The following is a 13202-nucleotide window of genomic DNA, read 5'->3' on the forward strand; positions in this document are numbered from 1 at the left end:
CCTCGTGATGGGTTGGGGGTGGGTGCGCCGGTGGTTGGCGTCCCGGGCGGTCAGGTGGTCGCGGGTTCCTTTCGGTGTTGGGCCGCGGTGGTGGCCAGTCGGTAGGAGGCGGTGCCGGTCTGGATGATGTGGGCGTTGTAGGTCAGGCGGTCGACCACGGCTGCGGCCAGTCGGGGGTCGGTGAAGGTGGTGCCCCATTCGCTGAACGGAGCGTTGGAGGCGCAGGCGATGGAGGCTCGTTCCTCTCGCGCGGTGATGATCTGGAAGAGGAGTTCGGCCCCACGTGGGTCGAGGTGGACGTAGCCGACCTCGTCGAGGCACAGCAGGTCCAGTCGGGCGTAGCGGCCGACCACGCGGGACAGTTGCTTGTCGTCGGCGGCTTCGACGAGCTCGTTTACCAGGGCCGCGGTGGTGATATACCGGACTCGGCGTCCTTGCTCGGCTGCCGCGGTACCCAGGGCGATGAGCAGGTGGGTTTTGCCGGTTCCGGAGTCGCCGAGCAGGACCAGTGGTTCTCCGGCGTCGATCCACGCCCCGCCGGCCAGGTGCGCCAACGTTGCTGGTGGTAGGTCGGGCAGGCGGGCGGGATCGAAGTCGGCGAGCCGTTTGGTGCGCGGGAACTTGGCCTCGTTGACCCTGCGCATCCGTCGGCGGGCATCGCGTTCGTCGCACTCGGCCGACAGCATCTCGGCCAAGAACGCCTTGTGGGTCAGACGCTGCTTGGCGGCCGCCTCGGCCATGGGTATCGCCTGGTCACGGATGGTGGGTAGGCACAGGGTCTTGGCTGCGGCACCAATGGCGGCTTCGGCGGCCGCGTCGGTCAGCGCAGTCATCGCCGGCGGGGTCTTGCTACTGCTCATGCGATGGCCTCCTCGAGCTGGCGCCCGCTTGAGGTCAGGAGTTGGTCGTAACCGGCCAGCGACGGGGCGGGCCTCTGATCGGCGGCCGCCGGAGCGGCCGTGGTCGGCAGTGCGATCGGCGGGGTGGCGGCCCGCCCGGTGGTGGCCCGGCGGGCGTGCACGGCGACCAGATCGGCATCGAACACCTCGTCGGCCACAGCGGCGGCCATCCCGGCGGCCACCGCCGAGGCGCTCATGGTGCGATGCAGCAGCAGGACCCCGATCAGGGCGCGGGTGCCGGCGCCGTCGCCCAACGCTTTGCGGGCGGCGGTCCAGAATCGCTGGTGGTTGGCGGTGAACGCCCCCGACGCTTTAGCGCTGGCCAGGGCGGTCGACCCGGCCAGGGCGCCGGGCTTGCGCACCAGCACCTCCAGGTAGTGGTCCAGGACCAGGTCTTCGGTGCCCTTGTGCAGTGAGCGGGTGTGCTGCGCGATGACCTTGCCGTGGGCGGCCGGGTCGAGCACGAGGATGCGCGTGGCGCCCAGGCGGACCTCGAGACGACGCCCGACGTGACGTGCGGGCACCGAGTAGTAGGACTGGCGCACGCACACTCGCGCTTTGGCATCGACCCGGCACGACAGGACGGCGTCCACATCGAAGACCTCGGCCGGTAGCGGCCGCAGCAGCGGCAGTTCCCGGGCCGCGGCCGCGCCGACGGTCTCGGCCCGGGCCCCGATACGCCGGGCATCATCGCGGGCATCGGCGGCGGCGATCAGCTCATTGAGCTCGGCCAGGGAGTCCACTTTCGGGACCGGGGTCAGGTGCCGGCGCCGGAACCGGCCGATCTCGCCCTCGACGCCGCCTTTCTCGTGGGCGCCGTCCTTGCCAGGGATGCAGTAGAACGAATCGAATCCGTAGTGCGAGCGCAACGCCACGAAGCGGGGGTGCTCGAACCGGTCCCGACCGAGCGCGACCCTGGTCACGGCGGGTTTGAGGTTGTCGTAGCGGATCATCCCCACCGGTACCCCGCCGAAGGCGGCGAACGCTCGGACGTGGCCGTCGAAGAACGATTCCTGGGCCTGGTTGGCGTAGGCGAAGTGGAACGCCTTGCCCGAGTGCGACAGGCGCATGCAGAACATGAATATCTTCATCACCACCCCGGCAATCGTGGCGGTGAATTCGCCGAAGTCGACCTCGGCCTCCTCGGCCGGCGGGTGGGTCTGCGGCACCATCACCTCTCTCGGGCCGCTGATCTCGGCACGGAGTGTGGCCACCAGGTTGCGCACGCTCGACTCGGCCACCTCCACTCCTTCCTCCTCCATCAGGCGCTGCCACACGCGGCGAGCGGTATGACGCTGCTTGCGAGGCGCTGTGAGGTCCTCGGTCAACCAGCGCCGGATCGTCGCCTCATGCGGGCCCAGTACCGGCGCGGTGCGTTGCGGGGTCTTACGTGGTGGCGGCACCGCATCGGCCAGCGCCGCGCGCACCGTACGGCGGTGCACCTTGTGCCTCTCGGCGAGGGCCCGGATGGACAGGCCTTCGTCTCGGGCGTCTCGTCGGATACGTTCGAACTGCTCCACTCTCGATCTCTCCTTCAACCCCTTGCCTCTCGTGAACGTCTTTGGTCGGACGACACGAAACTTAGGGTCTGGTTGATCGAGGGTGGGGCCATTTCAGAGCAGCACTACGCCTCCAAGTGGGGCCAATTCAGACTGGCACACTCACTCCCGCCCAACCCATCGTTCTGCACGATTGGAACATGGTGCGCAACATCGACCCCCCCGTCATCGGGGACCTCCTCGGCACCGACCTGTCGCCCTATTATCTCCAGCTCGCCGGTGGGCAGCCCGGGTCTTTGGAACCGATGCCACTGCCGTCCACCGAGTCAGGACCGTACTTGTCGTACGGCATGCAGTGGATGGCCTTCGGGGTCCTCGCTCCCATCGGCCTGGGCTACTTCGTGTGGAGCGAGATACGTCAGCGCCGTCGTCTGGACGACGAGGACAACGATGCCGCCGCGGCGCGGCCACGCAAGGGCGGGAACCGGGCAGCAGGTCCCGGGCAGGACACCACAGCGTCGCAGGCCCCGTCGGGCCCTCCCGCGGCCACGGTTGGAGACGATGGTCCATCGGACGAGGCCGCGGACTCAGACCGGCTCGTAGCGGCGGCCATGCGTGATCGCTACGGTGACCGGTTCGCATCCGAGTATCGACGCAGCTCGCGTGGAGGCAACCGCGCCTGATCGTCTGCGACAGCAGTCGATAGCTGTACGAGGAGTTGGACAGCGGGCGGGGGACCGGGTCCGAGAGCCATCCGGCGTGCGCTGCTTTGATCTGGGAGCGCCTGCGCAGACTGCGGTGTGCCGCCCCCGAGTGAGCCGAGGACTGACTCGCGGAACGCGATCTGCTGTTCGGCGAGCGTTTCTAGACGAGGGTGGTCCAGTAGTCCCAGAAACGGTGCGTGATGAGCAGCAGAACAAGTAGGTACCAGGCGGTAAGTATCGCGCCCCGGTATTCGGTAACTACGGCGATGAGGCGCGCAAGACCCGCCGTACCGCTGCGGCGTAGTAGCTGAAGATTGCACAGGGTGCAGTACCAGAAGATCGGTATGGTCACCGCCCAGACGATCATGCAGTACGGGCACAGGGCACCGATGCTGTACAAGCTTTGGTAGATGAGCCAGTGGATGAACACCACCGCGAAGGTGACGCCTATTTGGATGCTGGCCCAAAGCCACCGCTGAAATGCTCCCCCGGCTAGGAGCGCGGCACCCAGGGCCGTGGTGGCGGCGAATCCGGCGATGCCGATGATCGGATTGGGGATGCCAAAGGCCTCGGCCTGCGCGGTGGTCATCACCGACCCGCAGGACAGGACGGGGTTGATGCTGCAGGACGGGACGTAGCCCGGGTTCTCGATCAGTGCGATCTTCTCCACCAGGAGCACTACCGCTGCGACCAGGCCGATGAGCCCACCAACGATCAGCACCACCGCGAGCCTGCGGTGGGGGTACTGATCCGGGCCGGCGTTGGTGGAGTGTGCGACCGGGGTGGCTGAGCTATTCGAGGGCAGCATTGATGCTGTTCTCGAGATCGGTGACGCTGGTCGGCTCGAGGCGCTCCCCGTCCAGGAAGAAGGTCGGCGTGCCACTGACCCCGAGGCTCTGACCGTCCTGCTTGCTCTGTTCGATGCGCTCGAGGGTGGCCGGGTCGTTGTATGCGCTCTCGAAGCGCTCCATATCTAACCCCAGTTCCTCGGCATAGCCGAAGAAGGTGTCCATTTGCGGGGTTTGTTGGTGGCCCCACTGCTCGGGAGTGTCAAACAACTTGCGGTACATGGCCTCGAACTGGCCTTGCTCGGCGGCGGCCTCGGCGGCCAGGGCCGCCGCCATAGAGTTGTCGTGCAGGGGCATGTGGCGCACCACGAACGTCACCCGGTCTCCGTACTGCTCGCGGAGGTCCTCAATTGTCGGATAGAGCGCGATGCAGGCTTCGCATTCGAAATCGAGGAACTCAACGAAGACGGCGTCACCGCCCTCAGACAGTCGGGGACTGTCCTCACGCACCAACACTCCGGTGCCCGGACTGTCATCAGGACGTGCCTGCTCGGAGCCGGAATCGTTCCCGGCAGCCAGTAAGGCCACCACCAGGACGATCAGAGCAGTCGTGATCAGCGCTAGCGAGAGTTTCAGATTCTTACTCAACAGATTGTCCGCTTTCCAACTCATGCGTGCCCCGACGTGATCACTGGATGATAATCGGGCCAGCCGTAGCGATAGCGGTGAGGCGGGGCAACCGGAGCGCGATCGACCCACGAGACGATGGCCGGACAGGTCCGAATCGAGCGGGTCGGCGACCGCAGCTCCCGGTGGTTGCGTTGCGGCTATCCCTCCAATGCGCTCTCGCCGACGTAGCCGCCCTCGTGGCACCCCGGTGGGATCGCGAAAACGGCGGAGCCGATCGGGACCGTCCAGGTGTTGAGCATGTCCTGCTCTGCCAGTCGCTGCTGGATCGGCACGAACTGGCGTACCGGGTCGGCCTGGTAGGACGCGAACAACAGCCCGGAGTTGCTGATCTGGCCGGGATCCGGGATATCGTCATAGTTGTACGGTCGTCGCAGAATCGTCTCGGCCCGGACCCGTGGCCGGGCCCGGGCGATGTGTGATTCGGTGGGGATGACGGTCAACCCGGTCTGGTCAATCGCCTCGAAGTCAGCGGGGTCGTGTTCTGTGGTACCGGTCAATGGCGCGCCCGAGTCGAGTTTCCGTCCGATCGTGAGCTCACGGGAGCTCCGTTCGATCTCCTCCCAGGTGTCCATCGTCATCCGGATACGACGCAGCACCAGGGAGGTACCGCCCCGCATCCATCGCCGGTCGGCGCCATCGGAGTACAACAACTGGTCGTAGTCGGCATCGGCCGGCGAGGGATTGGCGGTGCCGTCAATCTGCCCGAAGAGGTTGCGTTGTGTCTGCCCGGACGGGTCGGTGCCCACGGCACGACGGAACCCTCGCTGCGCCCACCGCTGAAGGACCGCATCGCGAACACCCGAGGACAGAATCCGGGCCGAGTGGGCGACGGTGAGCGGGTCGTCGGCACAGACCTGCAGCAGCAGATCCCCGCCGGACCACCGGTCCTCGAGCCGGTCGATCTGCGGGAAGTCCGGTAGCGGCTGCAACCACTCCGGGGTGCGGTCTCCAAGACCGATCTTGCCGAGCAGCTCCGGGCCGAAGCCGATGGTCACCGTTAACCGGGACGGTCCTTCAGCCAACTCGTGTTGCAGGTCGGCCAGACCGCCGCGCCCCTGCGTGAGCCGGGCCGCGTCCTGCGTCCAGGCTCGTAGTACGCCGATGAGGTCGGTGCGGCGAAGGCCGTCTCGCAAATCGAATGCCACATACGCCGCATGCGCCTGTGGCGCCGTGGTGATGCCGGACTGACGGTCACCATGGAAGGGCTCGGTGGCCGCGCCGACGGCCCGGGAGTTGGCTATCGCGTCGCGATCAGGGGTCCGCGCGGTCGCGGTGCGCCCACCAACTCCCCACCCCGCAGCTCCTCCGGCGACAGCGGCACCACCGGTAAGCGCCGCACCGCCGACCAGGAAGGATCTGCGATTCAACGCCGAGCGGCGGTTACTGTCACCCATTGCCGGTCACTCCCCGCCCTGGTACTGCTCATTGCCCCCCTCGAACGACCGCGCGGAGGCGACGATCTCGCTGCTGTCGCCGTTCTCCAATGTGAGGGTCACGGCGACTTCCTGACCCGTGCGGATCGATTCGTGCACGCCCATCAGCATGATGTGGTTCCCGCCAGGCTCGAAGACAAGCTCTCCGCCTGCCGGGATGACAAAGCCGCCCTCTCGCTCCTGCATCATCGAGCCACCCGCCGCCCCCGAGACGGTCTCGTGCAACTCGGCCTCACCGGAGACCACGGAGGCCACCTCGACCAAGCGGACATCCTCATCGGATTGATTCCGCACGATCCCAAACACCGGTGCCATCGCGCCACCGTCACCGTGCGCTTTCGGGTCAGCAGAACCGGGGTCACCAGTGGCGGCCTCGCCGTGTTCAGTGCCCCCATTGACATCAGTGGCCTTGACCCACGCATCCTCCACCACAATGGGCGCCGCGCCGACGGTCGAGGCTGCGGTCGTCTCCGTCCCGGTCTCGGTGTTCTCCGAGGTGCACCCGGCCAGGCCCAGGGCGACCGCGGCGATCACCGCGACGAAGGGAGTCCTACGCATAGCTCACTCACATCCATGTAACTCCACGCACCTGAACCGCGACCGCCCCTGTTGTCCAAACGGAGCGTCGCACCGGCGTGGATTATTTACGGCGCGTTTCGGGCTGCAACGGCTAGCCAGGACTCTATAATGCCGCGCTTTGGTCCAACCCACCGGCCGTGGGTGGGTTGTAGAAACGACAGAGCCGGCCACCGCACCGGCCGGGTGCGGCCACGTCGGCACCTGAGCAGTCAGGTACGGCCGAACTAGAGGCGAGCGCAACTGCATCGACTGGCTGCCGACCAAGCGGGCTCGGGATCGGCGGAAATGCAGCGGGGATAGCGCTGCCGCCCTGAGCGTGGGTCAGCCACTGTGAGCATCTGTCGCAGAATCTCGGTGTAACTCGGACTCGTCTCGCGGTCGGCACGCAAGACCTGACGTCACCAGCTCCCACCTCAACCACTCGACTGATCCGGGCAGGCCGCGCAGGCCGCGCAGGTCGCGCAGGTCGGCGAAAGCGGTGCTCTGATGGGGGCGCTAGGAGCGCACCCCGAACGCGGCCACGAGGCCGAACCACAAGGCCGATGCTGCCGCGGCCACCTCAGTTGTCATGAGGTCCCCTGACTTGCCGGGCTGCAACTTCTGGCGTCTCCCACACCTCGATCCTGTCGCGGCCGGTAAGGGTGGCCACGATCAGCACCACAGCGCCACCGGTGATGAAGACATCGGCGAGGTTGAAAGTAGGGAACCATCCGGTGTGCAGGTAGTCAGTCACCAGCCCGTCGGGGGCGCGATCGATGAAGTTGGCCACAGCTCCGCCCAAGACCAGGGCCAACGCCAGTCGTACTGTGCGCGTTGCTGTGCCGGTGGCCCGCCAGGTGAAGAGCGCCAGGGCGCCGATGATGAGGCCAGTGATGGCGAGAACGACGCCGGCGGGAAGGCCAGCGCCGAGGCTGAACGCCACCCCGGAGTTGAAACCCAGGCGCAGCTGCATTGGTCCCAGATCCACCGTGTGGCCGTCGGCCAGTGCTCCGCCCGCCCAAGTTTTAGCTCCGAGGTCCGCCGCGGCCAGCAGCATGACGGAGACGACCAGAGCAGTTCGCGCCCGGGCGCCTTGTTCGCCTTGGTGGGGTGGTGCAGTAGCGGGACTAACGTCCTTTGGCATGACGTCATCCTCCTCGACTCGAAACCGGAGGCGGCAGGAACCTCGATCGCGGCCAACCAAGCCCCCTCATGTGGAGGCGGTGGTCAGGCGCAGCAGGAGGTGGGTAGTTCGGTGTGGAAGGTGCCTGCGACCAGGCGCAGGGCTTCGGAGGTGGTCAGATAGGGGGCCCAGGTGTCGGCAATCTGGCGGGTGGTCATCCCGGCTGTGATGGCGTAGGTCGCGGCGAGCATGATTTCTCCGGCGTGGTCTCCGATGGCGCTGAGTCCGAGGATCCTCCCGGTTTCTGTTTCGGCGACCATCTTGATCGCCCCGCGGGTGTCCTGGTCGACTAAGGCGCGCGGCAGGTCCTCGAAGCTCATCACTCGGGTTTGGCACCGGTGCCCGGCGGCCCGGGCTGCGGCCTCGGTGAGCCCGGCGGTGGCTAGTTGGGGGCGGGAGAAGATCACCGTCGGCAGTCCGGTGTAATCGACGACCTCGGCTGGGGCCTGCGGATCGGTCCGAAGAGCGTTGACGGCGGCGGCCTTCCCAGTGGCAGCAGCGACGTAGACGAACTGGGGTGCCGTGGTGGCGTCTCCGGCGGCGAAGACCCGCCGGTTGGTGGTGCGCTGATGCTTATCGACGAGGATGAATCCGTCCGGGTCGGTGGTGATGCCTGCGGCTGGCAGGTTGAGGCGAGCTGTGGAAGGGAGACGCCCGGTGGCCACCAAGAGGTGCTCAGCGCAGAGGTTTCGGCCCGACGCTGTGCGCACCCTGACTTGTGCGTGCTGCCGGTCGACAGTGGTGGCGTGCTCTTCGACTACCGTGATCCCGTCTTGGGCCAGGGCCTGGCGCAGGATGGCGACCATCTCCGGTTCGGCGGCCGGGGTGATCCTGCCGATGATGGTCACCCGGGTGCCCAGATGGGCGAAGAGCTGGGCCTGTTCGATACCGACATAGCCGCCGCCGATGACGATCATGGACTCGGGCAGTTCAGTCAATTCCATGGCTGTGGTTGAGGTGAGATGCTCCACCTCGCCCAGCCCGGCTACATCCTTCGGTCGTGCCGGTTCTGCTCCGGTGGCCAGCACCACCGATCCGGCCGCCACCGGATCCCCATCGATGACCAGAGTGTCGGGATCGAGGAAGGATGCCTCCCCGCGGCGGACTTCGAAGCCATGGGCGTCCGCGACGTCGGCGTACTTGGTCCCTCGCAGCTGGGTGATCAGCTGGTCCTTTTGTCTGACCAGCGCTCCCAGATCAACGTCCCGGGCGAGGGTGGGGACCCCTGGGGAAGGGATTGGTCAGTGCGGCCTGGCGGGTGCCAGCAGCGGCCAGCAGCGCCTTGGACGGGACGCACCCGATGTTCACGCAGGTGCCGCCGATGGTGCCGCGCTCGATCACCAGCACCGTCCTGCCGGCCTGCCGCGCGGTGATAGCGGCCGCCATGGCTGCCCCGCCGGAGCCCACCACCGCCAAATCGAATTCGAAACCCGGTTCCATCAGATGGCCCCTCTCTTTCTTCGCTCATTAGGATGGACCTTCCAGCACACTGGAAGGTCAAACCAGGCGGTCTCGAAGGAACGGTAGATTCAATGAGGATCGGCGAACTGGCTGCCACGGCGGGCACCACTCCGAAAACCCTTCGCTACTACGAATCCGTGGGCCTGCTCCCGCCCCCACAACGAACCCTCAACGGTTACCGTGACTACCCCGAGCACGCGATCTCCCGGATCGATTTCATCCGGCGGGGCCAGAGCGCGGGACTATCGCTTGCCCGCATCGGTGAGATCCTCCGGATTCGCGATGACGGACAGGCACCTTGCGCTCACGTCGACACGCTCCTGGTGACTCGACTGGACGAGATCGACCAGCAGATAGCCGACCTCTTGCAGCTGCGTCAGACAGTCACCCAGCTCCAGACCGCCAACCGCACAGTGGACCCTGCGACCTGCCAAGCCGAAACGATCTGCCACTACCTCTGACTGGCGGAGCTGTGGCCCATGCGGGACGCACCTGGCTTCCCTGCCAGCCGGTGGCCGCGACCCGGCGGGGGGTTGTCAGGCGAGTCTCATGGTGGTCAGGCAGGTGAGGTCCTGGTCTCCGGTGGCGATCGGAACAGTGGCCGATTTGCCGTCGTAGTCGATGGTGAGTACGCCGGTGACGTCCCGGGGGAGCCAGAGTCCGAGGAAGCCGTTGTCATAGGTGGTGCGTGGTTCATCGATGAGGATGTCTCCGGTGGCGGTATCGGTGACGGTGACGTGCATCTCTTCAGTAGCTATCTCGCCGAGGCAGGTGGTCAGGCTGTGGAATTGGCAGGGGTGGGTGCTGGTGTCGTAGGGCGCCACTGCCAGATAGAACTGGTCATCTGGCATCGGAATTGTTGCGAGGCTCTCATCGCCACTGGTCAAGACCAGTTCGTTCGGCTGCACCGAGGCGATCAGATCGTCAGGCCTATCAGCGACCGGCATGGCGTCGAGTTTCTCGATGATCTGGGGCGCATCGAGACCGGCGAGTCCGTAGGACTCCAACGACGCGGTTGGCGTTCCCGTCGGTGCGTTGTCGGCGGGTCCGGTCGAGCAGCCGGCGAGAGTCAACGCGGCGGCAGCAAGCAACGCGGATGCGACTCGTCGCCGAGAGGTGTCGGTGGTGATCATTGTGGTTATCCTCGCTCCATCGCTCGTGTGACGGATTCTGGACTCAGGTCGAGGCGGCGTAGCAGCTGGGCGTTGAGGGCAACAACGACCGTCGAGAGCGACATGAGGATGGCGCCGACGCTCATGGGCAGCACGAATCCGATCGGGGCTAACACTCCAGCGGCGAGAGGCACGGCGGCGAGGTTGTATCCGGCGGCCCACCACAGGTTCTGCTTCATTTTGCGGTAGCTCGCGCGGGAGAGTTCGATGACCGAGAGCACCGAGCGGGGATCCGAGCTGGCCAGGATTACCCCGGCGGAGCCGATCGCCACGTCGGTCCCGGCGCCGATGGCGATGCCCACATCGGCTTGGGCCAGCGCCGGGGCGTCGTTGACCCCGTCGCCGACCATGGCGACCTTGCGGCCCTCGTGCTGGAGTTGAGCGACCTTGGCGGCCTTGTCCTCGGGCCGGACCCCGGCGAAGACCCGGTCGATGCCGAGCTCGGTGGCGACGGTGTCGGCGACGGCCTGAGCATCGCCGGTGATCATGACGACTTGCGCACCGGCAGCATGGAGCGCATTGACGGCGTCACGGGACTCCGGCCGGATCTCATCGGCCAACCGCAGTGCGCCGATCACCCGACCATCGGCGAGGACGTGCAGGATGATCGCGCCCTCGTCGCGCCACTGATCGACGACGGGCAGTTCGGCGCGGTCGTGTTGGTCGAGGAGATAGGGGCCGCCGACCTCGACCACGGTGCCCTCCACCGTGGCCTTCACGCCCACCGCTGGCGAGGAGGAGAAGTCGGTCGCCGTCGGCACGGCCAATTCCCGGGCTCGCGCCGCCCCGACCACAGCTCTGGCGAGTGGGTGCTCACTGTCGCTCTCGGCCGCAGCAGCGAGGGCGAGCACCTCGTCCTCGGTGTGTCCCTCGATCGGTTTGATCCCGGTGACGGTGGGTTCGCCTTTGGTCAGGGTGCCGGTCTTGTCGAACAGGACAGAGTTCACCGTTCGCATCGATTCCAGCGCGAGGCGGTCCTTGATCAGCACGCCGCCGCGGGCGGCGCGTTCGGTGGCGATCGAGACCACCAACGGAATCGCCAAACCCAGCGCGTGCGGGCAGGCGATCACCAGCACGGTGATCGTGCGCACCACCCCCGCATCCGGCATCCCCAGAACACTCCAGATGACAGCGGTGATCACGGCCGATGCGAGGGCGAACCAGAACAACCAGCCGGCCGCGGTGTCAGCGATGCGCTGGGCCCGCGAGGAGGATGCCTGCGCGTCGGCCACCAGCTTCTGAATTCCGGCCAGGGCAGTGTCGTCACCGATTGCGGAGACCTCGACGCGTAAGCCGGAGTCGGTGGCCACCGTGCCGGCGACCACCTGCTCGCCGATCTCACGCCGGACCGCCTTGGATTCGCCGGTCACCATGGACTCGTCCATGCTGGCCGAGCCGTCGATGATCCTGCCGTCGGCGGGCACAGAAGCACCGGGGCGGACAATTACGACGTCGCCGACCAGCAGATCGGCCGGTGCGACGGTGACCACGTCGTCGCCGTCGACCTTCTCGGCCTCATCAGGCAGCAGCGCCGCCAGAGAATCGAGTGCAGAGGTGGTGTGCGCCAGAGAACGCATCTCAATCCAGTGGCCCAGCAGCATGATGACCACCAGCAGCGCCAGTTCCCACCAGAAGTTCAGCTCATGATCCAACAAGCTCAGGCTTGCGCCCCAGGAGGCGATGAACGCCACGGTGATCGCCAAGCCGATGAGCAGCATCATGCCGGGCTGCCGAGCGCGAACCTCAGACACCGCGCCAGTAAGGAACGGCCGACCACCCCAGAGATAAATCACTGTGCCCAGGGCGGGGGAGACCCACCACACCCATCCGGCGTCGGGCAGCTGGTAACCGATGAGGTCGGCGAACATCTCGTTGAAGCCGACCACCGGCACCGCCAAGACGAGCATGATCCAGAACAAACGTCGGAACTGCCCGACATGGTCTCCGTGCCCGGCATGACCGCCATGGTCTTCATGGCCAGCGTGATGCTGCCCCGCATGGGCGTGGCCCGTCGTCTCCTGGGGCCCGTCCGGGTGATGGTGCTCAGCTACCGCCGTGTCTCGCTCGTTGAGGTGCCCGGCCGCGGCTCCGCCGGATCCGTGACTGTGGGCGTGGTCATGATGATCGTGCGACTGATTCATTTGGTCCCTTCCGTCTTGTCCATTGCCACCTGGTTGGCGTGATCTTCGAGCGGCATGCGTCCGGCAGCTTCGATATGCAGGAGTTTCGAGGGAGTGAAACAGCAAGAACATGATTCCCTGACAGCGGTGAGCCCTAGCGCATGATGTGTTCTAGGGGTCATGGACATCTCTTCCCGTGGGGCCAAGTAGCAGTTGCTCCGGGCCACGAGCCGATACCGCCGCAGGGTATCGAATCGTGCTGACATCTGTGCTCGGCCGACCACGTTCGTGACACCGCCCATCCCAGGATCGCCGTTCCCGTCGGTGATGACGCACGTCCTGGCGTTCTGGGGTCCGGCCGACAGTCAGGATCGTGGGTGAGCCAGCGGATTGTGGTGGAGATTGTGGAGGTTTGCTCAAGATGTTCGTCAGGGGAGTGGTTCGGGCTGGCGCCACGATGATGGCGGCTCCCTTCTAGGGCGCTCGGAACGATGGAAGCACCCTCCGCCGCTGCTGGTCTTTCGGGCGCCCAAGGGCGTGGGCCAGGGTGAGCTGCCTTTGGCCCGACTTCGTAGCCACATTGCTCGAACCCGAAGGCTTTTTCGGTGACGACCTGCGGTGATGGCCTGGGACGATTGGAACAACCGGGTTGCCAGCCCGGGATAGGGCCCGCGAGTTCGTCGAGCTAACCGGCG

The 13202-nt window shown here is 66.3% G+C and carries 11 protein-coding genes and 1 pseudogene; 2 read left to right on the plus strand and 10 right to left on the minus strand.

Annotation, left to right across the window (positions count from 1 at the left end):
• Positions 1–50 precede the first annotated feature (50 nt).
• Together istB and istA are read right to left on the minus strand one after the other, a co-directional pair.
• On the minus strand, positions 51–860 hold the full coding sequence (istB, locus tag NR111_RS09545) for an IS21-like element helper ATPase IstB (protein WP_206473580.1): 810 nt from the start codon (positions 858–860) through the stop codon (positions 51–53).
• On the minus strand, positions 857–2437 hold the full coding sequence (gene istA, locus NR111_RS09550) for an IS21 family transposase (protein ID WP_067718656.1): 1581 nt from the start codon (positions 2435–2437) through the stop codon (positions 857–859). Before istA ends, istB begins: the two co-directional genes overlap by 4 nt.
• Positions 2438–2598: 161 nt before the next feature.
• Here istA and NR111_RS18510 point away from each other — a divergent pair, with 161 nt between their 5' ends.
• Positions 2599–3081 carry a hypothetical protein gene (locus NR111_RS18510; protein ID WP_067718653.1) on the plus strand — a complete coding sequence of 161 codons (483 nt, stop codon included), beginning with the start codon at positions 2599–2601 and terminating at the stop codon, positions 3079–3081.
• A gap of 181 nt (positions 3082–3262) precedes the next feature.
• Here the strand turns inward: NR111_RS18510 and NR111_RS09560 are convergent, their stop codons facing one another.
• The 6 genes and pseudogenes from NR111_RS09560 to merA all read right to left on the minus strand — a co-directional run bounded on the left by NR111_RS09560 (position 3263) and on the right by merA (position 9194).
• Positions 3263–3910, minus strand: a complete 648-nt coding sequence (locus tag NR111_RS09560) for a vitamin K epoxide reductase family protein (RefSeq protein WP_067718650.1) — start codon at positions 3908–3910, stop codon at positions 3263–3265.
• Positions 3894–4562 carry a thioredoxin domain-containing protein gene (locus NR111_RS09565; RefSeq protein WP_241261793.1) on the minus strand — a complete coding sequence of 223 codons (669 nt, stop codon included), beginning with the start codon at positions 4560–4562 and terminating at the stop codon, positions 3894–3896. Before NR111_RS09565 ends, NR111_RS09560 begins: the two co-directional genes overlap by 17 nt.
• A gap of 155 nt (positions 4563–4717) precedes the next feature.
• Positions 4718–5974, minus strand: a complete 1257-nt coding sequence (locus tag NR111_RS09570; protein WP_107747671.1) for a Dyp-type peroxidase — start codon at positions 5972–5974, stop codon at positions 4718–4720.
• 6 nt (positions 5975–5980) lie between these two features.
• Positions 5981–6547 (minus strand): copper chaperone PCu(A)C, encoded by a 567-nt coding sequence (locus NR111_RS09575; protein WP_253702180.1) that lies wholly within the window; start codon positions 6545–6547, stop codon positions 5981–5983.
• Positions 6548–7151: 604 nt separating this feature from the next.
• Positions 7152–7628 carry a signal peptidase II gene (lspA, locus tag NR111_RS09580; protein WP_172812206.1) on the minus strand — a complete coding sequence of 159 codons (477 nt, stop codon included), beginning with the start codon at positions 7626–7628 and terminating at the stop codon, positions 7152–7154.
• Positions 7629–7798: 170 nt separating this feature from the next.
• A pseudogene (gene merA, locus NR111_RS09585) lies at positions 7799–9194 on the minus strand (mercury(II) reductase).
• 92 nt (positions 9195–9286) lie between these two features.
• Between merA and NR111_RS09590 the strand changes: the two are divergent.
• Positions 9287–9676, plus strand: coding sequence for a heavy metal-responsive transcriptional regulator (locus NR111_RS09590; RefSeq protein ID WP_067719225.1), 390 nt, complete (start codon positions 9287–9289; stop codon positions 9674–9676).
• 75 nt (positions 9677–9751) lie between these two features.
• On the opposite strand, the gene NR111_RS09595 is transcribed toward NR111_RS09590, so the two are convergent.
• Complete coding sequence (locus tag NR111_RS09595) at positions 9752–10348, minus strand: CueP family metal-binding protein (RefSeq protein WP_256820651.1); 597 nt, start codon at positions 10346–10348, stop codon at positions 9752–9754.
• A 5-nt stretch (positions 10349–10353) separates the two neighbouring features.
• On the minus strand, positions 10354–12294 hold the full coding sequence (locus tag NR111_RS09600) for a heavy metal translocating P-type ATPase (protein ID WP_256820664.1): 1941 nt from the start codon (positions 12292–12294) through the stop codon (positions 10354–10356).
• Between the last annotated feature and the right edge of the window lie 908 nt (positions 12295–13202).

The organism is Dietzia sp. Die43, from assembly GCF_024519835.1.
GTDB classification, from domain to species: domain Bacteria; phylum Actinomycetota; class Actinomycetes; order Mycobacteriales; family Mycobacteriaceae; genus Dietzia; species Dietzia kunjamensis.